Genomic DNA, 24,151 nt, shown 5'->3' with positions numbered 1-24,151 from the left:
CATTGGAGGAGACATGGAAGGGCGCGCTGGATCTGGCGCGACTGGACTGACCCTGCCGGGTGCCGCCGAAGCCGACGAGGTCTTGGCGGCCCCCGACTGGGCGTCCCGAGCAGAATCACACCAGCGCCGCGCCGACGACTTCCTCACACCTCACCTGCGCCGCCAACACGCCGGAGAACCGCATCCGGTGTGGGATTTCCTGTTCACCTACTACAGCCTGCGCCCCCGGCAGCTGCGGCGATGGCATCCCGGTTTCGGGGTGGTGCTCGCCGGTGAGCGCGCCGCGGAATACCTGCAACGCACCGGATACGGCCGGCACCGCGACGGTGTCACGGTGCGGGCCGATTATCTGCGTTCCCGTGCCGAGACCGTCGGCTTCGTCGCGCGGTTGATGCGCGCGACCGCGACGCGGGCGCCCCGAATGAACTGCTTCGGCCTCCACGAATGGGCCATGGTGTACCGAACTCCGCAGCTGCGCCACGACCGCGTTCCCCTGCGCCTGGGCTCGGCCGGGACCGATGCCGTCGTCGAGTCAATGCCGTTGCGATGCAGCCACTTCGATGCGTTCCGCTTTTTCACCGACGCCGCCGTCGGCCGCAATGACCGGCAACTGAGCCGCGAACAGCAGATCGACACCGAACAGCCCGGCTGTATCCATGCCGCGATGGACACCTACAAATGGGCCTACAAGCTCGGCCCGCTGGTGCCGTCGGAGTTGGTGCTGGATGCGCTCGATCTCGCGGCCGACGCGCGGGCACTCGATATGTGTGCCAGCCCATACGACTTGAAGCAGTATGGTTTCGAGCCGATCGCCATCGAAACACCGGCCGGGCGTGCCGAATACGTCAGGGCCCAACAGCGCATCGCCGAGCGGGCGGCTCCGTTGCGGGTCACTCTGGCAAACCGGTGTGAGCTGTTGCTCAGCAGGCTGGACGGCTGAAAGGCCGACGTTACCAATGGGTAAGCTGGATAAACGGCAGGCATCGCACGGTGCCTGGAGCCGAGGGAGGAAACGCGCATGACCAACCGCGTGACTGTCGGAAACCTGCGTGTCGCGCAGGCGCTGCACGACTTCATCACGAACGAGGCACTGCCGGGCACCGGAGTCGATCCGGACAGCTTCTGGTCCGGTGTGGACAAGGTCGTTGCTGACCTCACCCCGAAAAACCAGGAACTGCTGGCCCGCCGCGACGATCTGCAGGCCCAGATCGACAAATGGCACCGCGCTCACGTGCTCGAGCCGGTCGACCCAGAGGCCTACAAGCAGTTCCTCACCGACATCGGCTACCTGCTGCCCGAACCCGCCGACTTCACCGTCACCACCTCCGGTGTGGATGACGAGATCACCTCGACCGCCGGTCCCCAGCTCGTGGTGCCGATCCTCAATGCGCGGTTCGCGCTGAACGCCGCCAACGCGCGGTGGGGCTCGCTGTACGACGCGCTGTACGGCACCGACGTGATCAGTGAAGAGGCCGGCGCTGACAAGGGCACGGGCTACAACAAGATCCGCGGCGACAAGGTCATCGCCTACGCCCGCAACTTCCTCGACGAGGCCGCACCGCTGGCGGCCGGCACCTGGGCCGAGGCCAAGGGTCTGAAGATCGACGACGGCCAGCTTCTCGTGATCCAGGGGGACGACCCCGCCAAGTCCGATGACTCCTCGCGCGAGCGCTCGTCGGTCGGTCTGGCCACCCCGGAGCAGTTCGTCGGCTACACCGGCGAGCTGGGGCAGCCGCAGTGGTCGGTGCTGCTCAAGAACCACGGCCTGCACATCGAGATCCTGATCGACCCCGACTCCCCCATCGGCTCGACCGACGCCGCCGGCATCAAGGACGTCGTGCTGGAATCCGCGATCACCACGATCATGGACTTCGAGGACTCGGTGGCCGCCGTCGACGCCGAAGACAAGGTCCTGGGCTACCGCAACTGGCTGGGCTTGAACAAGGGCGACCTGGCCGAGGAGGTCAGCAAGGGCGGCAAGAGCTTCACCCGGGTGCTGAACCCGGACCGGGTGTTCACCACGCCGGACGGCGAGGGTGAGCTGACCCTGCCCGGACGCAGCCTGCTGTTCGTTCGCAACGTCGGACACCTGATGACCAACGATGCGATCGTGGATGCGGACGGCAACGAGATCCCCGAGGGCATCCAGGACGCTCTGTTCACCGGCCTGATCGCCATGCACGGGCTGAAGGACGAAGAGGCGAACGGCCCGCTGAAGAACAGCCGGACCGGCTCGGTCTACATCGTCAAGCCCAAGATGCACGGCCCTGACGAGGTTGCCTTCACCTGCGAGCTGTTCGGTCGCGTCGAAGACGTGCTCGGTCTGCCGAGCAGCACTCTCAAGGTCGGCATCATGGACGAGGAGCGCCGCACCACGGTCAACCTCAAGGCCTGCATCAAGGCCGCCGCCGATCGCGTGGTGTTCATCAACACCGGCTTCCTGGACCGCACCGGCGACGAGATCCACACCTCCATGGAGGCCGGCCCGATGATCCGCAAGGGCGCCATGAAGAGCCAGCCGTGGATCAAGGCCTACGAGGACAACAACGTCGATGTCGGCCTGGCCACCGGGCTGGCCGGCAAGGCGCAGATCGGCAAGGGCATGTGGGCCATGACCGATCTGATGGCCGACATGGTCGAGCAGAAGATCGGCCAGCCGAAGGCCGGCGCCACCACCGCCTGGGTGCCTTCGCCGACCGCCGCCACCCTGCACGCGATGCACTACCACCAGGTCGACGTCGAAGCCGTGCAGAAGGAGCTGGCCGGCAAGAAGCGCGCCACTCTCGAAGAGCTGCTGACGATCCCGCTCGCGGACTCCTCCCTGTCGTGGTCGCCCGAGGAGATCCACGAAGAGGTGGACAACAACTGCCAGTCGATCCTGGGCTACGTGGTCCGCTGGATCGACGCCGGTGTCGGCTGTTCGAAGGTGCCCGACATTCACAATGTCGCACTGATGGAGGACCGCGCCACACTGCGGATCTCCAGCCAGCTGCTGGCCAACTGGCTGCGCCACGGCATCATCACCGAAGAGGACGTCAAGGCCAGCCTGCGCCGGATGGCCGCGGTCGTCGACGAGCAGAACGCCGGGGATCCGGACTATCTGGCCATGGCTCCCAACCCGGATGACAGCATCGCGTTCGGGGCAGCGCAGGAGTTGATCCTGTCCGGCGCCCAGCAGCCCAACGGTTACACCGAGCCGATCCTGCACCGACGCCGCCGCGAGTTCAAAGCGAGCACCGCCGGTAAGTGATTAGACTGCGGCGGGTCCGGATGACTAGTCGGCGCGAGACGTACAGGGGTTAGGAATGGGCAGGCACAGCATTCCCGACCCCGAGGATGCCGCGGACGAGCCGCACGTCGGCGAGTCCGGCTATCAGCCCGATCGCGGATACCGGGAGCCCCCGGCATACCGGGCCGAGCCCGACTACCGCGCACCCCGGTATGCCGACGGCGACGACGGCTACGAGTCGGACTATCGCGAGCCATACGCGGAAAACGACGAGACGGAATACCTCGAGGCGCAGTACGACGACGGCGAGTACGACGAAGGCGACGGCTTCGACGACGAGTACGTCGACGAGTACCGCGGCGGCTACGCCGACGAGTACGACCCGGAATACGACCCCGAGTACTCCGGGGCGTTTTCCGACGGCGACTTCGCCGACGAGCAGCCGACCACGCAGTTCGGCGCCGTGTCCGAACCACCGCCGCCGTCCACTCCGACGAGCCGCCAGCGCGCCGACTGGGACGGTGAGTGGACCGGCAGCCACCGCGCTGTCGAGTCCGGGCGCCGAGGTGTCAGCATCGGCGTGATCGTCACCCTGGTCACCGTGGTGGCCCTGGTCGGCGCGGTCATCCTGTGGAAGTTCTTCGGTGACGTCCTGGCCGGACGCAGCGACGCCGCCGCCGCGCGGTGTGTCGACGGGGAACTCGGGGTCGCCGTGATCGCCGACCCGACCATCTCGACGCACATCGAGGGACTGGCCAACACGTACAACGAGTCGGTCAGCCCCGTCGGCGACCGCTGCGTCAAGGTACGCGTGCAGTCGGCCGAATCAGACCGGGTGGTCAGCGGTTTCGCCGATGCGTGGCCGAGCGAACTGGGCGACCGTCCGGCACTGTGGATCCCGGCCAGTAGCATCGCCGCGGCGCGGCTGGAAGCCACCGCGGGCGCCAAGACCGTCAGCGACAGCCGCTCCCTGGTCACCTCACCGGTTCTGCTCGCGGTCCGTCCGCAACTCAAGGAAGCTCTGGCACAACAGACCTGGGCCACCCTGCCACAACTGCAGAACAGCCCGGCCGCGATGAACGCGCTCAAGCTTCCCGGTTGGGGCACGCTCAAACTCGCGCTGCCGACGCACAGCAACGGCGATGCCGCTTCCCTGGCCGCCGAGGCCGTCGCCGCGGCTTCGGCCCCTTCGGGCGCACCGGCGACCTCGGGGATAAGCGGTGCCACCAGCTTGCTGCGCGGCCAACCCAAACTCGATGACAGCCAGCTGGGAACCGCCCTGGACGCGCTGCTCAACGCCTCCGATCCGGCGACGGCGCCGGTGCACGCGGTGGCCACCACCGAACAGCAGATCTTCCAGCGGGGAACCTCGCTCGACGATGCCAAGTCCGCCCTCGCCGGGTGGCTGCCACCCGGCCCGACCGCCACCGCCGATTATCCGACGGTTCTGCTGTCCGGGGACTGGCTGGAGAAGGAACAGGTCACGGCGGCCAGCGAGTTCGCCCGCTATCTGCGCAAGCCCGAGCAGCTCGCCGAACTCGCCAAGGCCGGGTTCCGGGCGGAGGGCACGACACCTCCGTCCAGCGATGTCACCGACTTCGGCCGGCTGGCCGCACCGTTGTCGATCGGTGACAACACCACGCGCGTGACGTTGGCCAACGCGACGGCCGCTCCGACGGGAAGCTCCGCGGTCACCATCATGCTCGACCAGTCGATGCCGACCGAGGAGGGCGGCAAGTCCCGGCTGGCCAACGTGGTGGCCGCGCTCAACAACCGGCTCAAGGCACTGCCCGACACCGCGTCGGTCGGCCTGTGGACCTTCGACGGCACCGAAGGGCGCTCGGAGGTTTCCACGGGACCGCTGGCCGAACCGGTGAGCGGGCAGCGTCGCTCCGATGAGTTGACCTCGACGCTCGACGACCAGTCCGCCTCGGGCGGCGGTGCGGTGTCGTTCACCACACTGCGGATGATCTACAACGAGGCGCTGTCGAAATACCGTGAGGGCCAGACCAATTCGATTCTGGTGATCACCACCGGACCGCACACCGATCAGAGCCTGGACGGGCCTGGGCTGCAGGAGTTCATCCGGGGCGCTTTCGACCCGGCGCGCCCGATCGCGGTGAACGTGATCGATTTCGGCAGCGGCTCGGACCGGGCCACCTGGGAAGCCGTCGCACAGGCGAGCAGTGGCACCTACCAACACGTGGTCAGCTCGGCTTCACCCGAGCTGACCACCGCCGTCAACACGATGCTGGGCTGACCCGCCGCGCCGCAGCCGGCCGTCGGAACGCCTGGGTCAGGCGAACGCCTCGACCGGCGGGCAGGAACACACCAGATTCCGGTCGCCGTAGGCCCCGTCGATGCGCCGCACCGGCGGCCACACCTTCGGGCGGAATCCCTTGCCCAGCGGGTACGCGGCCTGCTCGCGGGTGTACGGATGATCCCACTGCGCCACCAGCAGGCACTCGGCGGTGTGCGGGGCGCCGCGCAACGGGTTGTCGTCCACCGGCCACTCCCCCGAACCGACCCGGTCGATCTCGGCGCGAATCGCGATCATCGCGTCGCAGAACGCGTCCACCTCGGCCAGGCTTTCGCTCTCGGTCGGCTCGACCATCAACGTGCCGGCCACCGGGAAGCTCATCGTCGGCGCATGGAAACCGTAGTCCGCCAGTCGCTTTGCCACGTCGTCCACGGTCACGCCGGTGTCCTTGGTGATCCCGCGAAGGTCCAGGATGCACTCGTGGGCGACCATGCCGTTCTCGCCGGTGTAGAGCACCGGGTAGTACTCGTCGAGGCGGCGGGCCACGTAGTTGGCCGAGGCGATCGCGGTCAGCGTGGCCTCTCGTAGGCCGTCGGCACCCATCATCCGGATGTAGGCCCAGGTGATCGGCAGGATCGAGGCCGACCCATACGGGGCGGCCGACACCGTGTGGTCGTCGGGAAGTTCGTCGGCCAGTGGATGGCCCGGCAGGAACGGAGCCAGGTGCGAACGCACCGCAACCGGACCCACCCCGGGGCCGCCGCCGCCGTGCGGGATGCAGAACGTCTTGTGCAGGTTCAGATGGCTGACGTCACCGCCGAAGCGGCCCGGGCGGGCCAACCCGACCAGCGCATTGAGGTTGGCGCCGTCCACGTAGACCTGACCGCCCACATCGTGCACCGCCGCGCAGATGTCGGCGACGTCGTGTTCGTACACCCCGTGCGTCGACGGATACGTGATCATCAGCGCCGCAACGCGATCGGCGTGCTCGGCGATCTTCGCCCGCAGGTCGTCGAGGTCGACGTCTCCGTTCTCGCGGCAGGCCACCACCACCACGCGCATGCCGGCCAGCGCCGCCGAGGCCGCATTGGTGCCGTGAGCGCTCGACGGGATCAGGCAGAGATCGCGGTCGGTGTCACCCCGGGAGACGTGGTAGGCCTTGATCGCCAGCAGGCCGGCGTACTCACCCTGCGAACCGGCGTTGGGCTGCAACGAAATCTGGTCGTAGCCGGTGATCCCGGTGAGCCAATCCTGCAGGTCGGCGATCAGTTTGCGCAGGCCCGGGTTGTCCGATGCCGGGGCGAACGGGTGCTGACGGCCGAATTCGGGCCAGGTGATCGGCTCCATCTCGGCCGCGGCGTTGAGCTTCATCGTGCAGGAGCCCAGCGGAATCATGCTGCGATCCAAGGCAATGTCCTTGTCCGCCAGCGCCCGCAGGTACCGCATCATCTCGGTCTCGGTGCGGTAGGAGTTGAACGCCGGGTGCGTGAGGAAGCTGGAAGTTCTGGCGGTGCGCTCGATCGGATCGGCGTCGGCCGGATTCGCGGCCGGCACCCCGAACGCGTCGAGGACGGCAGCCACGTGCTCATCGGTGGTCGCCTCGTCACAGGAAACCGACACGTGGTCGGCGTCGACGCGCCACAGGTTGACTCCCTTGGCCTTGGCCGCCGTGACGACATCGTCGGCTCGTCCGGGAATGCGGGCCAGCACGGTGTCGAAGTATTTGTCGTGCACCAGGGCGTCGCCGAGTGCGCCCGCGATGGCCGAGGCGTGGCCGTGCACCCGGCGCGCGATCGCGGTCAGTCCTTGTGCGCCGTGGTAGCTGGCGTACATCGCGGCCATCACCGCCAGCAGTACCTGCGCGGTACAGATGTTGCTGGTCGCCTTGTCCCGGCGGATGTGCTGCTCACGGGTCTGCAGCGCCAGCCGGTACGCCGGGGCGCCATCGGCATCGACCGAGACCCCGACCAGCCGGCCCGGCAGCTGCCGGGCATGCTTGGCATGCACGGCCAGATATCCCGCGTGCGGACCACCGAATCCCATTGGCACACCGAACCGCTGGCTGGTTCCGAAGGCCACGTCCGCCCCGATCTCGCCGGGTGGGGTGATCAGGGTGAGCGCCAGCAGGTCGGCGCCGACGGCGACCAGCGCCCCGCGTTCGTGGGCGGCGCTGATCAGCGCAGACCAGTCAGCCACCTGCCCGCTCGCTCCGGGCAGTTGCACGATGACGCCGAAGAACTCGCCGTCCGGGAGCCCCTGGTGCAGATCCGCCGTGACGATCTCGATGCCGAGCGGCTCGGCACGGGTGGCCAGCACGGCGGCGGTCTGCGAGTACACGTCGGTGTCGACGAGCAGCCGATTCGTCTTGGACTTGGTCGCGCGGTGCATCAGTGTCATGGCCTCGGCGGCGGCAGTGCCCTCGTCGAGCATCGACGCGTTGGCCACCTCGAGCCCGGTCAGATCCGACACCATGGTCTGGAAGTTGAGCAGCACCTCGAGACGACCCTGGCTGATCTCGGGCTGGTAGGGCGTGTACGCCGTGTACCAGGCGGGGTTCTCAAGGATGTTGCGCCGCAGCACAGCTGGGGTGAATGTGTCGAAGTAGCCCTGACCGATCATGGAGACCGCGGTCGTGTTGGAGTCGGCCAGCGCGCGCAGCTCGGCCAGTGACTCCTCTTCGGTGGCCGGGGCGGGCAGGCCCTCCAGGCCCGGAGCCACGCCGCCGGCGCCGAGCGCGTCGAGAATTCCTGCCGGCAGAGCCTTGGCGGCGAGTTCGTCGAGCGTTGCCACGCCGATCACGTCGAGCATGGTGGCCACGGCGGCGGCGTTCGGGCCGATGTGACGGTCGGCGAAACGCGATTGATGCTGGTCGGACACGACACTCTCCTGGGGCGCAGACGTGCTCGGACGTCGTGGCAGTCCCTCTCCCTCTGTCGTCGACCCGGTCCGGGCGCCTGAGAGATTCAGCCCCGGTACAGGACTTTTCCCCATGGGCGGGTGCCCATGGGGCACCACTTTCCAGAGGCATCGGGGCCTGGCGCGGTCCTGGGTGCCTGAGAGGTTGACGGAGAGGTGTTGCTCCTTCGGCGTCCGTGACTGGCTGTCACGAAACTCTCCCGCACGAGGGCGATGCGCCGGCAATTCTACCGGCCGGGCACCGATATCGGCGAACAGACGCAGCGCTGCCCCTCGACCGCGGTCGAAGGGCAGCTACGTGTCTGTTGGCGGGAAGAAGTCAGCCGATCTTGCGGTCGCGGCTCTTGCGCCGCGACGCCAACTCATCCTCGGGTGAGGCGATGGACTCCCCGCCGTCGGCGCGCTCGCCCGGGAAGTCGGCGATGGTGCCGGTCAGCTCGCGCATGGCGCCCGACACCGCGATACCGAACACACCCTGGCCGCCCTGCAGCAGGTCGACGACCTCTTCGGCCGAGGTGCACTCGTAGACCGTGGTGCCGTCGGAGAACAGGGTGATGTTGGCCAGATCCTGCACGCCGCGCTGACGCAGATGGTCGACCGCGACCCGGATGTTGTGCAACGAGATGCCGGTGTCCAGCAGGCGCTTGACGATCTTGAGGACCAGGACGTCCTTGAACGAGTACAGGCGCTGACTACCCGATCCGGCGGCGCTCCTGATGGAGGGAACCACCAGTGAGGTGCGGGCCCAGTAATCGAGCTGACGGTAGGTGATACCGGCGATCTGGCAGGCGCTGGGACCGCGGTAACCCACCAGCTCGTCGGGCACGGAGTCGTCGGGGAACAACCCGCCTTGCACGGGTTCGCCGGCTGGCCTGACGGGCGGCTCCGCGCCGCCCCCGGTGGTCAGATCCAACTCTTCCTGCCGTGGCGTGTCACCCACTGTGAATCCTCTCGCCGTTCGAACTCGCCCGCACCGCACTGCCATGTCCTGCAACGCGGCAATCTTCAACGCGACGGTTTGCTGCGAACTCGAATGTGTCGAGCATACGCTTCCCGCCGAGCCCTGATTGCCCGCTGCGAAGAAAGTATGGGGCCCGAATTCCCGCCCGATTGTCTCCCGCGCCGCGTGTCGACTCCGGTATACCCACTTGAGACGTACCCGTGATCTGCGACTGAACAGCGGCGCCGGCGTCGGTCATGTCGCCTTGAAGTCGTCCGGCGAAACGCTGTCGAGGAACTCCTTGAACTTCTCCACCTCGTCCTCACGCACGGTTCCGGCGGCCTCGTCGTCGTTCTCGTCGGGAATGAGCAGGCCGGCCTCGGCCAGCACCGCCTCCTCGACATAGATCGGGACGCCGACCCGCAAGGCGATCGCCACCGAGTCCGACGGCCGGGCTGAGACCTTGATGTCGCGGTCGAAGATCAGGTCGGCGTAGAAAGTGCCTTCCTGAAGGTCGACGATCCGCACCTCTTTGAGCGAATGGCCAAGGGCGGTAATGACATCTCGGATCAAGTCGTGGGTGAGGGGCCGGGTGGGCTCTACGCCCTGCTGCTCCAGCGCGATCGCTGCAGCCTCCGACTGCCCGATCCAGATCGGCAGGTAGCGGTCACCGTTGGACTCCCGCAAAAGCAACACGGGTTGGTTCTGCGGCTGTTCCACCCGAATGCCGACCACGCGAACCTCAGCCATCTGTGCCTGCCCTCCGCACCGCCGTGCCGTTTCGTCGAATCTTCGTCCGTCGCGCAGTCCGCCTCCCGTAGCCAGGAGTCCCGACTCAGACGAACTGGCCGTCAAAACGAGTCTAGTCCTCAGCGATCCAGAACGTCGCGTACGGCGGACTTGATCAAAGACGTGTGCAACGTGATCGCCAAGGCGGCCACTTCACGGGCCAGATCGTCGGCCCGGTCGCGGGCTCCGGCCTTGCCCGCCTTGCCCACTGGGCCTGCGATCTGGGCAATCAGGTCGGATTGCCGGTCCGCCGCCGAGCGAAACGCCCGCAGGTGCCGGGGCTCGACGCCGTAGTCGCCGAGGGCCCGTGCGCACTGGGCGATCACCACGGAATGTTCGTCGAAAAACCCAGCCGGCCCGGCAGTGATGATGCCGTTGCGCAACAACGCCCCCAGCATCTCTTCATCGATGCCAGACCGAGTCAACAGGTCTTCCCGGGACAACCGGACCTGGGTCGGCGCCACCGCCGAAACCCCGGCGGCGCCGTCCGGCCCCTCGGCGCCCTCGGACACCGGCACCAGACGAGGCACCCCGTAGGTGGTGGACCCGGCCTGGGGCAGCTCGCCGTCGGGTTGAGCGTCCAGCTGCGCCTTGATCACCTTCAGTGGCAGGTACTGGTCACGCTGCGCGGTCAGGATGAACCGCAGCCGCGCACAGTCGTACGCGGTGAACCGCCGGTAACCCGACGCGGTCCGCTGCGGCGTCACCAGCCCCTCGGCCTCGAGGAACCGGATCTTGGAGATGCTGACGTCCGGGAAGTCACCCCGGAGCAGGTCCAAGACTGCACCGATCGACATCCCGGCCAGTGCAGGTCTGTCGGGGGCAGTCATGGGCTAGCTGGTCTGGCTGCTGTCGTCGTCAGAACGGGGACCGGTGAGGAACACCAGGCGGAACTTCCCGATCTGCACCTCGTCGCCGTTGGCGAGCACTGCCGAGTCGACCGGCTCGCGGTTGACGTACGTCCCGTTGAGACTGCCGACATCGACAACCTGAAACTCGCCGCTCTCCAGCCGGAACTCGGCGTGCCGGCGGCTCACCGTCACGTCATCGAGAAAAATGTCGCTGTCCGGGTGACGCCCCGCCGAGGTGGTCGGCTGATCGAGCAGAAAACGCGATCCGGCATTCGGTCCGCGCTTGACGACGAGCAATGCCGAACCCGCGGGCAGGCCCTCGACACCGGAAACGGCACCTTCGGTACCGGCCGTTGCGGGCGCGTCCAGTTCGTTCAGAAAGTCCGCACGGAATACCGATGTGGTCTCTACCGTCACGTCTTCCGACTGGTCGGCCCCCAAATTGCTGTCCTTGTCCGTCACCCGCTGCTCCTCACTGGCTGCTGTGGCGTTGCCCGGCGTGGCCCCAGCCCATCGTCGGTCTCACGTCGACCGTACCGCGCATCAGGCATCATTGGGTCCACCACCGCCGGATCCGATGGGGAAGATATCTGCGCGCCGGGTACGGCCCAACCGGTCCTGGCGACCGGCCCACGAAACCCTAACAACTCCTTACTCGGTGACGGCGGCGCGGTAGCCGTCCGCGTCGAGCAAACCGGCCAGCGCATCGTCGAGGGAGCCGTCCTCGAGGCGCAGATCGACGAGCCAGCCTTCGCCATAGGGGTCGGAATTGACCAGCTGCGGGCTACCGTCCAGATCGCCGTTTACCGCAACGACTTTCGCCGCCACGGGGGCATACAGGTCCGACACCGACTTGGTGGATTCGACCTCTCCGAAAGCATCACCGGCGGCCAGCTGGGTCCCGACGTCGGGCAGCTGCACGAACACCACATCGCCGAGTGCGGACTGCGCGTAATCGGTGATGCCGACGCGCACGGTGTCGTCACCGGTGCGCAATACCCACTCGTGCTCCGAGGTGTAGTACAGGTCGGCTGGGATATCGCTCACGGCGCTCCTTATGGTCTCCGAGGTGGGCTGCTGTGCTCACTTGACGGGCTGAGCGTATTGGCGTGGTTTCGGTTGTCGCAAGGCGGTCACGTCCACGCGCTCGGCCTGTTGTACCACCATCGCGCCGCCGACCCGCTTCACACTGTCCATCGCCCCACCGGGAATGTTCATCGCAGCCGCCAGAGTCGGCGGATCCCCTATCGCCAGAACCGAATACGGCGGGCGCAGGGTCACATCGTCGACCGCAAGCTGCCCCGGGGGGCCGATGATCCAGGTGTCCAGGCCCACCCGCACCGCGGACTGCTGATCACCGCCGCGGATCTCGATGGCCTCGGCCCCGGCCGCACGCAGCTCGTTGATCACGTCGAGCATCGTCTCGGCAGGTACCCCGGGCGCATCGTCTTCGATGGTGAGTGTCACGCCGGGCCCCGTCGCGGCCACCGTCCCGATCTGGATGGACAATGCCTCCAGCCGGGATTGGGCATTCTCGATCGCGGCCTGATCACTGCTGCCCGAGGCCCGCAACTGCTGCAGCGTCCGCTGCAGATCGGCCACCTCGGTGTTGAGCGACGCTTCTCGTTGCTGCAGGGAATCGAGCAGCACGAGTAGATCCGCCGGACGCGCGGTCTCCAGCGAATCCCCCGACTCGTTCTGGCGCACCTGTGTGACGATCGCCATACCGAGCAGGATGCACAGCAGCACCCCGAGGCCGCCGAACACGAGCTGTGAACGGCTGCGGCGCACGATCCGTAGGTTGCGGAACCGGCGTGGCGAGACATCGGCGGGCATCTCATGGCGGCCGTGATGCTCGCCGTGATGTTCAGGTGGGCCCGGCTCGGCGGTGCCGGCCGGCGGATCCGGCTGGGTCGGGGATTCGGATTCGGAATCGCTCATGTCAGGCGCCGAACAACCTGCGCCGCAGTGCGGCGGCATTGCCGAAGATCCGGATGCCGAGCACCACGATGATCGCCGTCGACAACTGGGTACCGACACCGAGCTGATCGCCGACGTACACGATCAGCGCCGCCACCAAGACGTTGAACACGAACGACACCACGAACACCTTGGCGTCGAATATCCGCTCAAGATAGGCCCGCAACCCGCCGAAGACCGCGTCCAGTGCCGCCACCACGGCGATCGGCAGGTACGGCTCGACGAACTCGGGAACGCTCGGATGGAACACCAATCCGAGTACGATTCCGACGACCAGTGCGACGATCCCGATCATCTAACGGTCAATCCTGTGCACGTCAGGCCTATCCAATCTGTTTGGCGAAGTTGACATCCCGCACCGACACCGCGGGCACGGTCAGGCCGTCCCCCGCACTCACGTTCACCCCGACTCCGTAGGAAGTCTCCAACAACCGCAGCCGCTGCAGCCCCGGGGTGCGGTCGAATGTGTCGGCCATCCCTTTCGGCGGTCCGATCGCCACAATGACATACGGACTCGTGATCGGTTGGTTGTCGACCAGAATCCCGCCGCCCGCCTGCCGGATCGTGACACCCGAGCCGACCCGCACACCGCCCACCGAAACCGCCTCGGCCCCACTGGCCCACAGTGAATTCACCACCAGCTGCAGATCGCGGTCCAGGATGATCTGCTGACCGCCGGCGACCCGCTGTTTCGACACGTCGCTGAGGTCCTTGGACAGACCGGGATCCGTGACCGTGACGGTCAGGCCGGGGCCGATCATCGGGACCGCGGCGGCCTCGATGTTGGCGGTGTCCAGGCTGCCGAGCAGGTGCTGGCCGTTCTCGTCCATCCCGAGCCTGCTGCGCCGCTCGGCGTCCAGCTGATCGCCGAGCGCGTCGCGTTCGGCACTGGCCTGGTCAGCGCCGATCTGGGCCGCGCGAACCCGCCCGGCCAACGTGTGCTGAGCCTCCCGGGCGGCCGGGGCCGCCGACTGCGCCTGACCGGCCGCGACCGCGAACACCGTGGCGATCGCGCCTGCGCCCACCAGAAGCCACGCCATGTCGGTGCCCCGCCGGCGCGGCCGGTCACCGGATTCCCGGGCCGCAGCGGCCGCGGCATAACCGGGATCCAGGTGCTCGGAGAGCAACGACCGCAGTAGCGAGGGCAGCGGAATGCGCTTGGGGGCGTTGGCCTCATGGTCGTTGAGTCCGGCCCCCGACTCGAAGCCGCCCAGCGTGCTCATGACCTGGCGGGGAGTTGTCGCACCACCATCGTCACCTGGATCAGGTAGAGCACCGCCGACCACAGGTACAACGCCACGCCCCACAGCAGGAAGGCCCATCCGCAGGCCAGGGCCACCCGGCTCCAGGTCGCGTCCCACTGGCCGAGCAGCACCCATGGGAAGCCCGACATCAGCGCGAAGGTGGCGGCCTTGCCCAGATACGTCACCGGCAGCGCGGTCAGTCCGCGGCTGCGGATCAGCGGCAGCGTCGCCGCCAGCAGCAGATCGCGGCCCAGCAGGGTCAGCACCAGCCACCACGGCACCACGCCGTACAGCGCCAGGGCGACCGGGACGGTGATCATGTAGATGCGGTCGACGAGTGGGTCGAGCAGTTCGCCGAGTCGCGAGGACTGGTTGTCGACCAGGCGGGCGATCTTCCCGTCGGCCCAGTCGGAGAAGCCACTGAACATCAGGACCGCGACGGCCCACCCGTTGGCGTGAGCACCGAACAGCAGCCACAGGAATACCGGCACCAGCACCAGGCGCAGCACACTGAGCGCGTTGGGCACGGTGAGTACCCGGTCGCGGGTGCCAGGCGGCGGTGCGCTTCTGCCCTCGGGAGCAGGCGCGTGGTCCATGCCTTGAAACCTAGCGGAACACACCCGGCAGGCTCAGCGCCGACATGGTGTCGTCGTTGAGCGGATTGTCGTGGACCATGTACGTCCACGTCGATGTCGGTCGCGCGAGCTTGGACAGATCGATGCCCGGCTCGTCCTCGATCTCCTCGGCCGTGTCGAAGGTCTGCTGGGCAGCCTCGATCGCGTCGGCGGCCAGAGAAGCGAACGCGTCGACGGCCATCCGGTGGAATTCGTCGAGCGGGTTCTGCCGGCCCAGCGCGCGGAGGTGGATGCTCTCCCGGATGTCGGCGAGGAAGGCCAGATGGTCACACCAGCCGCGGTCCAGGTGGTACAGCATGATCAGCCGGCAGATCTTCTCCAGCTTCTCCTCGCCGTCCTCCCCCAGTTCCTCGGCCAGCTTGGCGTAGCGCTCGGGTGACCGGTCCTTCAGCTCCTGGCGGGCGGTGTCGGTGCGCAGCAGGGTTTCGCGACGGTCAACGATGATGGCGCGCTGCTGCGCGATCAGCTGGTTGTAGCGCCACGTGTTGGCGTGCACGTCGAGCAGCCTGCCCTCGGCAACGCGCTGGGCATGGTCGAGCAGACCCGCGGCCTTGGGCGCCAGGATGCGACCATCCTCGTCGGTCTCGGTCGGGAGCTTGGTGTCGTCGAGGTGGGAGGCCACCACCTCGTCCTCCCAGCTGGAGAAGAACACCGTCGAGCCGGGGTCGCCCTGACGCCCGGCCCGCCCGCGCAGCTGGTTGTCCAGTCGTTCGGTGTGGTGGCGGCCGGTGCCGACGACGTGCAGCCCGCCGAGCTCGGCCACCTTCTCCTTGTCCTCCGAGTCGTCGGCGGCGTCGGATCCGCCCAGCCGGATGTCGGTACCGCGACCGGCCATCTGGGTGGACACCGTGACCGAGCCCAACTTGCCGGCCTCGGCGATCACGGCCGCCTCTTCGGCGTCGTTCTTGGCGTTGAGCACCACGGCGGGGACGCCCGCCTTGATGAGCCTGCGGTGCAGGTCTTCGGACTCGGCGACGTCGTGGGTGCCGACCAGCACCGGCTGGCCGGTCGCGTGTACCTCGGCGATGTGTTCGACGATGGCGTGGTTCTTGGCCGCCTCGGTGAGGTAGACCCGGTCGGTCTCGTCCTCGCGGATGTTGGGCTTGTTCGGCGGGATGGGCGACACCCCGAGCTTGTAGAACTGGCGTAGCTGCTCGCCTGCGGCCAGCGCGGTACCGGTCATGCCGCACACCGTGGGGTAGCGGTTGACCAGTGCCTGCACCGTGATGGTGTCGAGCACCTCACCGGTTTCGGTGGTCTCGATGCCTTCCTTGGCTTCGACGGCGGCCTGCAGGCCGTCCGGCCAGCGCTGCAGCGAGGCAATGCGCCCGCGGGACGCGTTGATCAGATGGACCGCGCCGTCGCGGACGATGTAGTGCACATCGCGCTGCAGCAGCACGTGCGCGTGCAGGGCGACGTTGATCTCGGTGAGCGTGGTGGCGACGTGCTCCTCGGAATACAGGTCGATGTTGCCCAGGCGGGCTTCGAGCTTGCGGGCTCCGGCCTCGGTGAGGTGGACGTTGCGGTTGTCGTCGTCGGTCGCGAAGTACGCATCGGAATCGGTACCGCTGATCAGCTCGCCGACCATCTGGATGATCTCGACGCGCGGCTGCTCGCGGTGGCTGGTTCCGGCCAGCACCAGCGGCACCAGGGCCTCGTCCACGAGCACCGAGTCCGCCTCGTCGATCAGGGCCACGTCAGGATTCGGAGAGACCAGGTCGGCGACATCGGTGACCAGCTGATCGCGCAGTACGTCGAAGCCGATCTCGTTGACCGAGGCGTAGGTGACGTTGCACTCGTAGGCTTTGCGGCGCTCCTCGGCGGTGGAGTCAGCGGTGATCCAGCCGACGGTGAGCCCCAGCGCCTCCAGCAGCGGGGTCATCCACTCGGCGTCGCGGCGCGCCAGGTAGTCGTTGATGGTGATGACGTGGACATGCCTGCCGCCGATCGCATAGCCGGCCGCGGCGATGGCTCCGGCCAGGGTTTTGCCCTCACCGGTGGCCATCTCGACGACATCCCCGGCCAGCATGCGCAGCGCTCCGAGCAGCTGCACATCGAACGGACGCAGGCCGGTGGTCCGCTCGGCGGCCTCGCGGGCCAGCGCCAGGAACTGCGGCATGTCCGCGGATGCGGCGAGATCCTGCAGTTCGAGCAGTTTGGCGGCCTTGGTCAGTTGCTCGTCGTCGAGCTTGGCAGCTTTGTCCTCGAAGCCGGCTGCTCCCTTGACCTCCGAGAGCGACCGGGCCTCATTGCGCTCGGTACTGGCCCCCAATAGCTTCCAGAACTTGCTGCTCACGCGGCCCGGTTTCGCGCTGGACGTCTTTGGCACATGTTCACGGTACGCGGACGCGCCGAGTACCCCCGAGCATGACCCCGAACTGCGTCGACCGCCGACACCCAGCACGCCCGGGACGGCGGCGCACAGGCTCACACCGATATGTCGGGGTACTTTGCCCGCATGGAGATGTTCAGCCCGACCCTCGATTGGGGCAACGAGCTTGCGACATCGCTGGTGTGGATCGCCAAAGCCTGGCTGATCGCAGCGGTGTGCGCTTTGGTGATCCTGGTCCTGATCGCCCGGTTCACCGAGTGGGGCCGGCAGTACTGGCGCATCACCAGCGGGTATTTCACCGGGCGCGACAGCGTGATCGTGTGGGCCTGGCTCGGGGTGCTGCTGCTGTCGGTGATCACCGGCGTGCGACTTGCGGTGCTCTTCAGCTACCAGGGCAACGACATGATGACCAGCTTCCAGGTGATCGCGGGCGGCATCTCCAGCGGCAACGAGGCGGTGAAGGTCTCGGGTAGAGACGGCTTCTGGCTGTCGCTGGGCGTCTTCGCGCTACTGGCCGCGATCCATATCGCCCGGATCATGCTGGACATCTATTTGGCCCAACGGTTCATGCTGCGCTGGCGGGCCTGGCTGACCAGCCGGCTCACCGGTGACTGGCTGGACGGCAAGGCCTACTACCGGACGCGGTTCATCGACGACACCATCGACAATCCGGACCAGCGCATCCAGGCCGACATCGACACGTTCACGGCGGGCATCGATTCGCTGCCGAACCGTCCCAGTGCCGGCTCCACGAGCACCCTGCTGCTCGGCTCCGTCTATTCGGTGGCCTCGATGATTTCGTTCACCGCGATTCTGTGGAACCTGTCCGGAGAAGTGACGTTGCCCCTCGTCGACATCGGCCTTCCGCGGGCCATCTTCTGGATCGGCGTCGTCTACGTCTTGTTCGCCACGGTCGTGGCCTTCTGGCTGGGCCGGCCGATCATCCGGCTGGCCTTCAACAACGAGAAGTACAACGCGGCCTTCCGCTACGCGCTGGTGCGGCTGCGAGATGCCTCCGAGGCGGTGGCCTTCTACCGCGGGGAGATCGCCGAGCGCACGGGGCTGCGGAAGCTGTTCGCACCGGTGGTGTCGAACTACCAGCGATACATCAACCGAATGGTCAAGTTCCTGGGCTGGAACAACTCGATCGACCAGGCCCAGGAGCTCATCCCCTACATCGTGCAGTTCCCGCGGTTCTACAGCGGCGAGATCACCCTGGGCGCGTTGAACCAGACCGCCAGTGCCTTCCGCAGCCTGCTGAGCGGGTTGTCCTTCTTCCGCAATGCCTATGACCAATTCGCCGGTTATCGGGCCGCGATCATGCGCCTGCATGGCCTCGTCGCGGCCAACGAAGAGGCCAGGGCGCTGCCCGAGGTGACCACCACTCCCTGTGTGGATGGCACCGTGAAGCTCACCGACGTCGAGGTGCGCACACCCGACGGCAGGCAACTCATCAACCCGCTCGATCTGCACCTACAGGTCGGCGACACGTTGGTGATCACCGGCCGGTCGGGCAGCGGCAAGACCACCTTGCTACGCAGCCTCGCCGAACTGTGGCCGTTCACCTCGGGCACGTTGACCCGCCCGTGCGGCCCCAACGAGACGATGTTCCTTTCCCAGTTGCCGTACGTGCCGCTGGGCGATCTGCGCGCCGTGGTCAGTTATCCGGGTGAAGAGTGCTCCGTCGATGACGAGACACTCAAGCGCACGCTGGAAGAAGTGGCGCTGGCGCATCTGGTCGACCGGCTGGACGAGGTCCAGGACTGGGCCAAGGTGCTGTCTCCCGGTGAGCAGCAACGGATCGCGTTCGCCCGGATCCTGCTCGTCAAGCCCAAGGTGGTGTTCCTCGACGAGTCCACCTCGGCGCTCGACGAAGGCCTGGAGTACATGCTGTATCAGCGGGTGCGCACCCAACTGCCGGACACCATCCTGGTCAGTGTCAGCCATCGGACCACGGTCGAGCAGCACCACACCCACCAGCTCGAGCTCCTCGGTGACGGGCAATGGCGGCTCGGCCGGGTCGACGACGACGCGGCCGGCCTGGTCAAGCAACCCTGATCGGGCGGTGATTCCCGGTAACTTCCCGGGGTATGGAGATGTTCACCCAGTCACTGGACTGGGGCAACGAGATCCTCGCGTCACTGGTCTGGGTCCTCAAGGCCTGGGTGATCGGTGCAGTGGCACTGGTCGCCGTGGCGGCCGTCCTGGCACACGTGACCACCTGGGGCCGCCAATTCTGGCGAGTCACGGGCGCCTATTTCCTTGGACGCGAAAGCATTCCGGTGTGGGCGCTACTGGGGGTGTTGCTCTTCTCGGTGATGCTGTCGGTGCGGATGGACGTGTTGTTCAGCTACTACGTGAACGATCAGACCACAGCGCTGCAAGTGGCGTTCTCCGGAGCCGGTTCGGGCAATGAAGCGGTGCGCCGTTCGGGCATCGACGGATTCTGGCATTCGATCGTGATCTTCGCGATGCTGGTCACAGCCGATATCACCCGCACGTTGCTCGACCTATATCTGATGCAGTACTTCATCATTCGCTGGCGGGTCTGGCTCACCCACCGGCTCACCAACGACTGGTTGGATCAGCGGGCCTACTATCGCGGCCGATTCATCGGTGGTTTCGGTGGTACCCCGATCGACAACCCGGATCAGCGCATCCAACAGGACATCGACGTCTTCACCACCGGCACCGGACCAGAGACCAACACACCGACCGTCGCCACCGCACAGACCCTGGTCTTCGGGTCGGTGTACTCGATCGTCTCGGTTGTCGCGTTCACGCCGATCCTGTGGAACCTTGCCGGCCCGTTGACGATTCTCGGGGTGACGGTGCCCAAGGCGTTGTTCTGGATCGCCCTGCTGTGGGTGGCGGTCACGACAGTCGTGGCGATCTGGATCGGCAGGCCGATGATCCGTTTGACGTTCCGCAACTCGCTCACCAACGCGGCGTTCCGGTACGCCCTCGTGCGGATCCGTGACGGCGCCGAGGCGGTCGGCTTCTATCACGGCGAGCGCACCGAACGCGGCACGCTGGCAGATCGGTTCGCCAAGGTGATCGCGAACTACCGCAGGCTCGTGGTGCGTGGGGTCGCGTTCCTCGGCTGGAATCGGTCCATCAACCAGATCATCGATCCGCTGCCGTTGATCATTCAGGCGCCACGGCTGTTCGCTGGCCAGATCACCTACGGCGATGCGCTGCAGTCGGCGGGCGCGTTCAACAACGTGCAGAGCTCGTTGAGCTTCTTCCGCTCGGTGTACGACGCGTTCGCCGGGTACCGGGCCGCCATCATCCGGCTCGACGGTCTTGTCACGGCGAACGAACAGGCAAGGGCGCTACCGCGATTGGACACCGCGGTGAGCACCAACGGCGGGGTCGAGCTCGAGCACGTCCAAGTGCGGTCACCCGACGGTGAGCCGCTTCTGCACAACCTCGACATGCGACTCGCGCCCGGTGATTCATTGGTGATCACCGGGCCGTCCGGCACCGGGAAGACGACGTTGCTGCGCAGCCTGGCACGGTTGTGGCCGTATGGATCCGGCACGGTGCGCTATCCCGAGCAGGGCGAGGTGATGTTCCTGTCCCAACTCCCCTATGCCCCGCTGGGCGATCTGCGGACGGTGGCCAGCTACCCGTCGCCGACGGGTAGCTACGGCGACAACGAGATCCGGGCCGCCCTCGAAGCGGTCGCGCTGGGAAACCTGACCTCCAGGCTGGATGAGGACGCCGACTGGGGAAAGGTGCTGTCCCCGGGCGAACAACAGCGGATCGCGTTCGCCCGGGTGCTGCTCGCCAAGCCGTCGGCGGTCTTCCTCGACGAGGCCACCTCGGCGCTCGACGCCGGGCAGCAGCACGCGCTGTATACGACCCTGCGCAGCGAGTTACCCGGTTGCATCGTGGTCAGCATCAGCCACCGCGACAGCGTCAATCGGCTCCACGACCGTCGCCTGGAACTGCTCGGCAACGGTCGGTGGAACCTCGCCTCCGTCGGCTAACGTGCTGCCGCGTGGGCACCGGCGCGGCGCCCGAAGAACGACCCTTCGCCGAGTTGCACGCCACTGGCGTATCCCTGGCCGTCCTGGGCGATGTTGGAGGCACAGGCACCCGCCGCGTACAGGCCGCCGATGGCGCTGCCGTCCGCCCGCAGCACCTCGCCGTCGACCGATACCGTCAGGCCGCCCATGGTGAATCCCGAGTACATGGCGACACCGAGCGACAGGTCGAAGGCGGCGTACGGGCCGGTGTCCTGTGCGGCGATGTAGTCGGGTTGCTTGTGGAAGTCGGGATCCTCGCCGGCGGCGGCGTTCTTGTTGTAGCGGTCCAGCGTCGCCGCGAGGTTCCCGGCCGGGATTCCCAGTGCTTCTTCGGCTTCGGCGATCGTCTCGTATCCGTCGATGAACTGGATCAGCGGCATGGCCGGCATCTCCATGTGCGCCTCGTCCACGATGAGGTAGGCCTGCTGGTCGGGCTGCTGCAGGACGAACGCCGAGGTGCGGGAGTGGTAGGAATCCTCGGCGACGAACCGCTGGCCCTGGTTGTTGACGATGACGCCGGTCAACAGGATCTCCGGCGGGTAGGCCGCGGCGGTGATGAACAGCTGATCCATGCCGTTGGCCACGCCGCCTGCCGCGACACCCATCCGGATCCCGAGGCCGTCGTCGTTGGGGTTGCCCAGGATGTAGGGCTCGACCTCACCGTGGTGCTTGGTGCGACGTTTTTTGCCGAGCGCCGGGGTGTATTCGGCGACCATCTCGGGATTCATCGCGAAGCCACCGGCGGTGATGATGACGGATTTGGCTTTGACACAACCAGTTTCGCCGAAGTGCTTCCATTTCACCCCGACCACGGTGCGCTCTTCCGGATCACCTTCGACGATCAGGTTGGTGGCCCCGACCTCGTAGCGGATCGTGACACCCAGGGCCTCAGCGCGTTTGAGCAGGAGATCGATCACCATCGCTGCGCCGCCCAGCTCACCCGGTACCGGGACCGAGTGCCCGCGCGGTGCCGGCTTGGCTTGTTCGATGAACGGCCACACCTTCTCATTGCCGGTGTAGGACAGCCCCTCGGTGCCGGGCGGCACCACCACCTTGCCCGGGTAGAAGCTGCGTTCGAACTGGAAGCCCAGTGCCTCAAGCCAATTGAAGTGTTCGACGCTGCCGTCGCAGTAGGCGCGGATCTTGTCCAGGTCAGGTTCGCGCGAGACGGCCACCAGGTACTTGTACATCTCGTCGGCACTGTCGGGATGCCCCGTCGCTTCCTGCACGGCGGTGCCACCGCCGAGATAGAAGTGCCCACCGGCCATCGAGGTGGTGCCGCCGGCCGCGGCCGCCTTCTCCAGCACCAGGACCCGGGCGCCCTGTGCCGCGGCACTGACGGCTGCGCAACCTCCGGCGATGCCGAATCCGACCACCACGACGTCGAACTCGTCGGACCAGGATTCGACGGCGTCGACCTCGGAGGCCTCTAGGACCGCGGGGATTTCCTTCACTGCTGCTCCTGTTTCACATAGTCGAAGAACGCCCGGATCTCGGGCGGAATGTAAGCGATCTCCAGATACGGCACCCCGGCCGCCGGGGACGACAGGTAGGCGAATCTCATGCCTCCGGGCATCTCGCCCTGGCAGACAACGGGTGTCCCCGCACCTTCGGCATCCCGCAGCTTGGCGTCGAACGCCTGCGCGTCGGCCGCCTCGATGCAGATGTGGTGCAGGCCGGCCCCGTGCCGGTCGAGGAACTCGGCGTAGACACTCTCACCACGCACCGGCGCGATCAGCTCCAGTTGGGTGTCGCCGGCGTAGCTGAGCGAGATGTCGGCCACGAAGTCCGCGGGCCGGCCGCGGTGGATGCAACTCTGCGGACTGAAGTGCACTGCGGGCATACGGACCCACCGGCGCGCCCCGAGCAGGGTCGACAGCGCCCGTTCGGTGGCATCCAGATCTGCGGTCACCCAGGCAATCTGGACAGGTGTCTGATCAAGCATCGCCATGAGAATATCGCCCTCACGGCACGAAAGCTAGAACGTGTTCTAGTTCTGCGATTCGCCGGTCAGGGCTGCCCGACGAGGTTCGACACCTCGCCGGCGAGCGGCGCGCCGCCACCGCGTGCCTGCCCACTGGCGTTCTGCCACGATACGGCGGCCGGATAGTTGCCCCACGTGCTGTTGAACATCCCGACGATGGCAGCGCGGCCATCCGGTGTGATCACGTACACCGGACCTCCGGAATCACCCTTCTGGCTGACCACGCCGTTGGCCATGGTGAACCAGCCGTTGTTGACGGCCTGGACGGTGCCACAACTCTCCCCGGTGACCACGCCGAAATGACAGACGGGAGCCCCGGCGGTCGGGACCACCGCGGCATCCTCCACCAGCATCCGCCCGCCCGGCAGGATGTTGTTCACCACGACATCGCCGGCCAATTGGATCGTCTCCCAGTCGGAGATCATGTGATTGGTGTCGACGGTGGCACCGTCGGGCGTGTTGTCCTGGAACGCACCCATGTGCCCGATGAAATTGCCGTCCCGGTCGCCCACCGGCCCGTTGCCACGGCAATGACCCGCGGTGAACCCGACCCGGCTCGCCGGGTCCACGAAGCCCAACGTGCAGACGTTGGTGCCCTGCCGGATCTCCATCCCGGGGTACACCAGCGAACCTGCCGCGACGGCAGTCGGCGCCGGACATACCAGCAGCCCAACCACCGGAACCCCCGCCATCGCCCGCATCACCCCACCTAGCCACCTCTGCACGGCCGGCCTCCCTCGCTATCGGACGTGGTGAACGTCACCCTACCGATTTCAATATCGGTCCGACGGCAACTTCGTTACCGGGGGTACCCGTATCGACGCGCCGAAAATCGAGTAGGGGGCCGGGTTGACCGGCCCCCTCTCACACCACCGGACGTGCGGGCCTCGCATCCGGCGGTTCGTTAGGTCGCTTGGAATCGAGTCCAGGCGTGGTGAAAGAAGATCAGGCCCAGTT

19 protein-coding genes and 1 riboswitch are annotated in these 24,151 nt (G+C 66.9%); of the genes, 5 read left to right on the top strand and 14 right to left on the bottom strand.

The window, feature by feature from the left end; all coding sequences use genetic code 11:
* The first annotated feature begins 13 nt into the window (after window positions 1-13).
* From E0T84_RS26855 to E0T84_RS26845, 3 genes are all read left to right on the top strand, one after another.
* Window positions 14-940: a 3-methyladenine DNA glycosylase gene (locus E0T84_RS26855; RefSeq protein ID WP_138746020.1), complete on the top strand. Its 927-nt coding sequence runs from the start codon at window positions 14-16 to the stop codon at window positions 938-940.
* A 78-nt stretch (window positions 941-1,018) separates the two neighbouring features.
* Window positions 1,019-3,250, top strand: a complete 2,232-nt coding sequence (locus E0T84_RS26850) for a malate synthase G (protein WP_070946151.1) — start codon at window positions 1,019-1,021, stop codon at window positions 3,248-3,250.
* A 55-nt stretch (window positions 3,251-3,305) separates the two neighbouring features.
* Window positions 3,306-5,489, top strand: a complete 2,184-nt coding sequence (locus E0T84_RS26845) for a substrate-binding domain-containing protein (protein WP_138746019.1) — start codon at window positions 3,306-3,308, stop codon at window positions 5,487-5,489.
* 36 nt (window positions 5,490-5,525) lie between these two features.
* Here the strand turns inward: E0T84_RS26845 and gcvP are convergent, their stop codons facing one another.
* The 11 genes from gcvP to secA2 form a co-directional block, all read right to left on the bottom strand.
* The gene (gene gcvP / locus E0T84_RS26840) at window positions 5,526-8,366 is read right to left on the bottom strand and encodes an aminomethyl-transferring glycine dehydrogenase (RefSeq protein ID WP_138746018.1); all 2,841 of its coding nucleotides are present in this window, start codon (window positions 8,364-8,366) and stop codon (window positions 5,526-5,528) included.
* 153 nt (window positions 8,367-8,519) lie between these two features.
* A riboswitch (glycine riboswitch) is annotated at window positions 8,520-8,618 on the bottom strand.
* A 106-nt stretch (window positions 8,619-8,724) separates the two neighbouring features.
* On the bottom strand, window positions 8,725-9,345 hold the full coding sequence (locus tag E0T84_RS26835; protein ID WP_138746017.1) for a MerR family transcriptional regulator: 621 nt from the start codon (window positions 9,343-9,345) through the stop codon (window positions 8,725-8,727).
* A 255-nt stretch (window positions 9,346-9,600) separates the two neighbouring features.
* The gene (locus E0T84_RS26830) at window positions 9,601-10,095 is read right to left on the bottom strand and encodes a bifunctional nuclease family protein (protein ID WP_070186502.1); all 495 of its coding nucleotides are present in this window, start codon (window positions 10,093-10,095) and stop codon (window positions 9,601-9,603) included.
* Window positions 10,096-10,214: 119 nt separating this feature from the next.
* On the bottom strand, window positions 10,215-10,964 hold the full coding sequence (locus tag E0T84_RS26825; protein ID WP_070946148.1) for a MerR family transcriptional regulator: 750 nt from the start codon (window positions 10,962-10,964) through the stop codon (window positions 10,215-10,217).
* Between the two features lie 3 nt (window positions 10,965-10,967).
* On the bottom strand, window positions 10,968-11,447 hold the full coding sequence (gene garA / locus E0T84_RS26820) for a glycogen accumulation regulator GarA (protein WP_019346058.1): 480 nt from the start codon (window positions 11,445-11,447) through the stop codon (window positions 10,968-10,970).
* Between the two features lie 189 nt (window positions 11,448-11,636).
* Complete coding sequence (gene gcvH, locus E0T84_RS26815; protein WP_070186504.1) at window positions 11,637-12,032, bottom strand: glycine cleavage system protein GcvH; 396 nt, start codon at window positions 12,030-12,032, stop codon at window positions 11,637-11,639.
* Window positions 12,033-12,068: 36 nt separating this feature from the next.
* The gene (locus tag E0T84_RS26810) at window positions 12,069-12,926 is read right to left on the bottom strand and encodes a DUF881 domain-containing protein (protein WP_371726378.1); all 858 of its coding nucleotides are present in this window, start codon (window positions 12,924-12,926) and stop codon (window positions 12,069-12,071) included.
* A 1-nt stretch (window position 12,927) separates the two neighbouring features.
* The gene (locus E0T84_RS26805) at window positions 12,928-13,260 is read right to left on the bottom strand and encodes a small basic family protein (RefSeq protein ID WP_003882035.1); all 333 of its coding nucleotides are present in this window, start codon (window positions 13,258-13,260) and stop codon (window positions 12,928-12,930) included.
* Between the two features lie 28 nt (window positions 13,261-13,288).
* Window positions 13,289-14,188 carry a DUF881 domain-containing protein gene (locus E0T84_RS26800; RefSeq protein WP_070186505.1) on the bottom strand — a complete coding sequence of 300 codons (900 nt, stop codon included), beginning with the start codon at window positions 14,186-14,188 and terminating at the stop codon, window positions 13,289-13,291.
* Window positions 14,185-14,805 (bottom strand): CDP-alcohol phosphatidyltransferase family protein, encoded by a 621-nt coding sequence (locus tag E0T84_RS26795; protein ID WP_070186506.1) that lies wholly within the window; start codon window positions 14,803-14,805, stop codon window positions 14,185-14,187. Before E0T84_RS26795 ends, E0T84_RS26800 begins: the two co-directional genes overlap by 4 nt.
* A 10-nt stretch (window positions 14,806-14,815) precedes the next feature.
* The gene (secA2, locus tag E0T84_RS26790; RefSeq protein ID WP_138746016.1) at window positions 14,816-17,173 is read right to left on the bottom strand and encodes an accessory Sec system translocase SecA2; all 2,358 of its coding nucleotides are present in this window, start codon (window positions 17,171-17,173) and stop codon (window positions 14,816-14,818) included.
* Window positions 17,174-17,302: 129 nt separating this feature from the next.
* Between secA2 and E0T84_RS26785 the strand changes: the two genes are divergently transcribed.
* Complete coding sequence (locus E0T84_RS26785) at window positions 17,303-19,234, top strand: ABC transporter ATP-binding protein/permease (RefSeq protein ID WP_138746015.1); 1,932 nt, start codon at window positions 17,303-17,305, stop codon at window positions 19,232-19,234.
* Window positions 19,235-19,266: 32 nt separating this feature from the next.
* On the top strand, window positions 19,267-21,171 hold the full coding sequence (locus tag E0T84_RS26780; RefSeq protein ID WP_138746014.1) for an ABC transporter ATP-binding protein/permease: 1,905 nt from the start codon (window positions 19,267-19,269) through the stop codon (window positions 21,169-21,171).
* Here E0T84_RS26780 and E0T84_RS26775 read toward each other — a convergent pair.
* From E0T84_RS26775 to E0T84_RS26765, 3 genes are all read right to left on the bottom strand, one after another.
* Window positions 21,168-22,655, bottom strand: coding sequence for an FAD-binding protein (locus E0T84_RS26775; protein WP_371726379.1), 1,488 nt, complete (start codon window positions 22,653-22,655; stop codon window positions 21,168-21,170). The genes E0T84_RS26780 and E0T84_RS26775 overlap by 4 nt on opposite strands.
* 5 nt (window positions 22,656-22,660) lie before the next feature.
* Entirely contained in the window at window positions 22,661-23,155 is a 495-nt protein-coding gene (locus tag E0T84_RS26770) for a VOC family protein (protein ID WP_070946177.1), read from the bottom strand.
* 65 nt (window positions 23,156-23,220) lie between these two features.
* Window positions 23,221-23,886, bottom strand: a complete 666-nt coding sequence (locus tag E0T84_RS26765; RefSeq protein WP_110765004.1) for a hypothetical protein — start codon at window positions 23,884-23,886, stop codon at window positions 23,221-23,223.
* Window positions 23,887-24,151: the final 265 nt, after the last annotated feature.

Origin of the sequence: Mycobacterium sp. DBP42, assembly GCF_005924235.1 — a bacterium.
GTDB classification, from domain to species: Bacteria; Actinomycetota; Actinomycetes; order Mycobacteriales; family Mycobacteriaceae; genus Mycobacterium; species Mycobacterium syngnathidarum.
The sequence above is the reverse complement of the archived record's forward strand: the minus strand, read 5'-3'. Positions and strand labels throughout refer to the sequence as shown.

What these genes read in the sequence shown, in the direction of transcription:
- E0T84_RS26855 (WP_138746020.1), top strand. Translation starts at nt 14, where the DNA reads ATGGAAGGGCGCGCTGGATCTGGCGCGACTGGACTGACCCTGCCGGGT.
- E0T84_RS26850 (WP_070946151.1), top strand. Translation starts at nt 1,019, where the DNA reads ATGACCAACCGCGTGACTGTCGGAAACCTGCGTGTCGCGCAGGCGCTG.
- E0T84_RS26845 (WP_138746019.1), top strand. Translation starts at nt 3,306, where the DNA reads ATGGGCAGGCACAGCATTCCCGACCCCGAGGATGCCGCGGACGAGCCG.
- E0T84_RS26830 (WP_070186502.1), bottom strand. Translation starts at nt 10,095, where the DNA reads ATGGCTGAGGTTCGCGTGGTCGGCATTCGGGTGGAACAGCCGCAGAAC.
- E0T84_RS26825 (WP_070946148.1), bottom strand. Translation starts at nt 10,964, where the DNA reads ATGACTGCCCCCGACAGACCTGCACTGGCCGGGATGTCGATCGGTGCA.
- E0T84_RS26810 (WP_371726378.1), bottom strand. Translation starts at nt 12,926, where the DNA reads ATGAGCGATTCCGAATCCGAATCCCCGACCCAGCCGGATCCGCCGGCC.
- E0T84_RS26805 (WP_003882035.1), bottom strand. Translation starts at nt 13,260, where the DNA reads ATGATCGGGATCGTCGCACTGGTCGTCGGAATCGTACTCGGATTGGTG.
- E0T84_RS26800 (WP_070186505.1), bottom strand. Translation starts at nt 14,188, where the DNA reads ATGAGCACGCTGGGCGGCTTCGAGTCGGGGGCCGGACTCAACGACCAT.
- E0T84_RS26795 (WP_070186506.1), bottom strand. Translation starts at nt 14,805, where the DNA reads ATGGACCACGCGCCTGCTCCCGAGGGCAGAAGCGCACCGCCGCCTGGC.
- E0T84_RS26785 (WP_138746015.1), top strand. Translation starts at nt 17,303, where the DNA reads ATGGAGATGTTCAGCCCGACCCTCGATTGGGGCAACGAGCTTGCGACA.
- E0T84_RS26780 (WP_138746014.1), top strand. Translation starts at nt 19,267, where the DNA reads ATGGAGATGTTCACCCAGTCACTGGACTGGGGCAACGAGATCCTCGCG.
- E0T84_RS26770 (WP_070946177.1), bottom strand. Translation starts at nt 23,155, where the DNA reads ATGCTTGATCAGACACCTGTCCAGATTGCCTGGGTGACCGCAGATCTG.
- E0T84_RS26765 (WP_110765004.1), bottom strand. Translation starts at nt 23,886, where the DNA reads ATGGCGGGGGTTCCGGTGGTTGGGCTGCTGGTATGTCCGGCGCCGACT.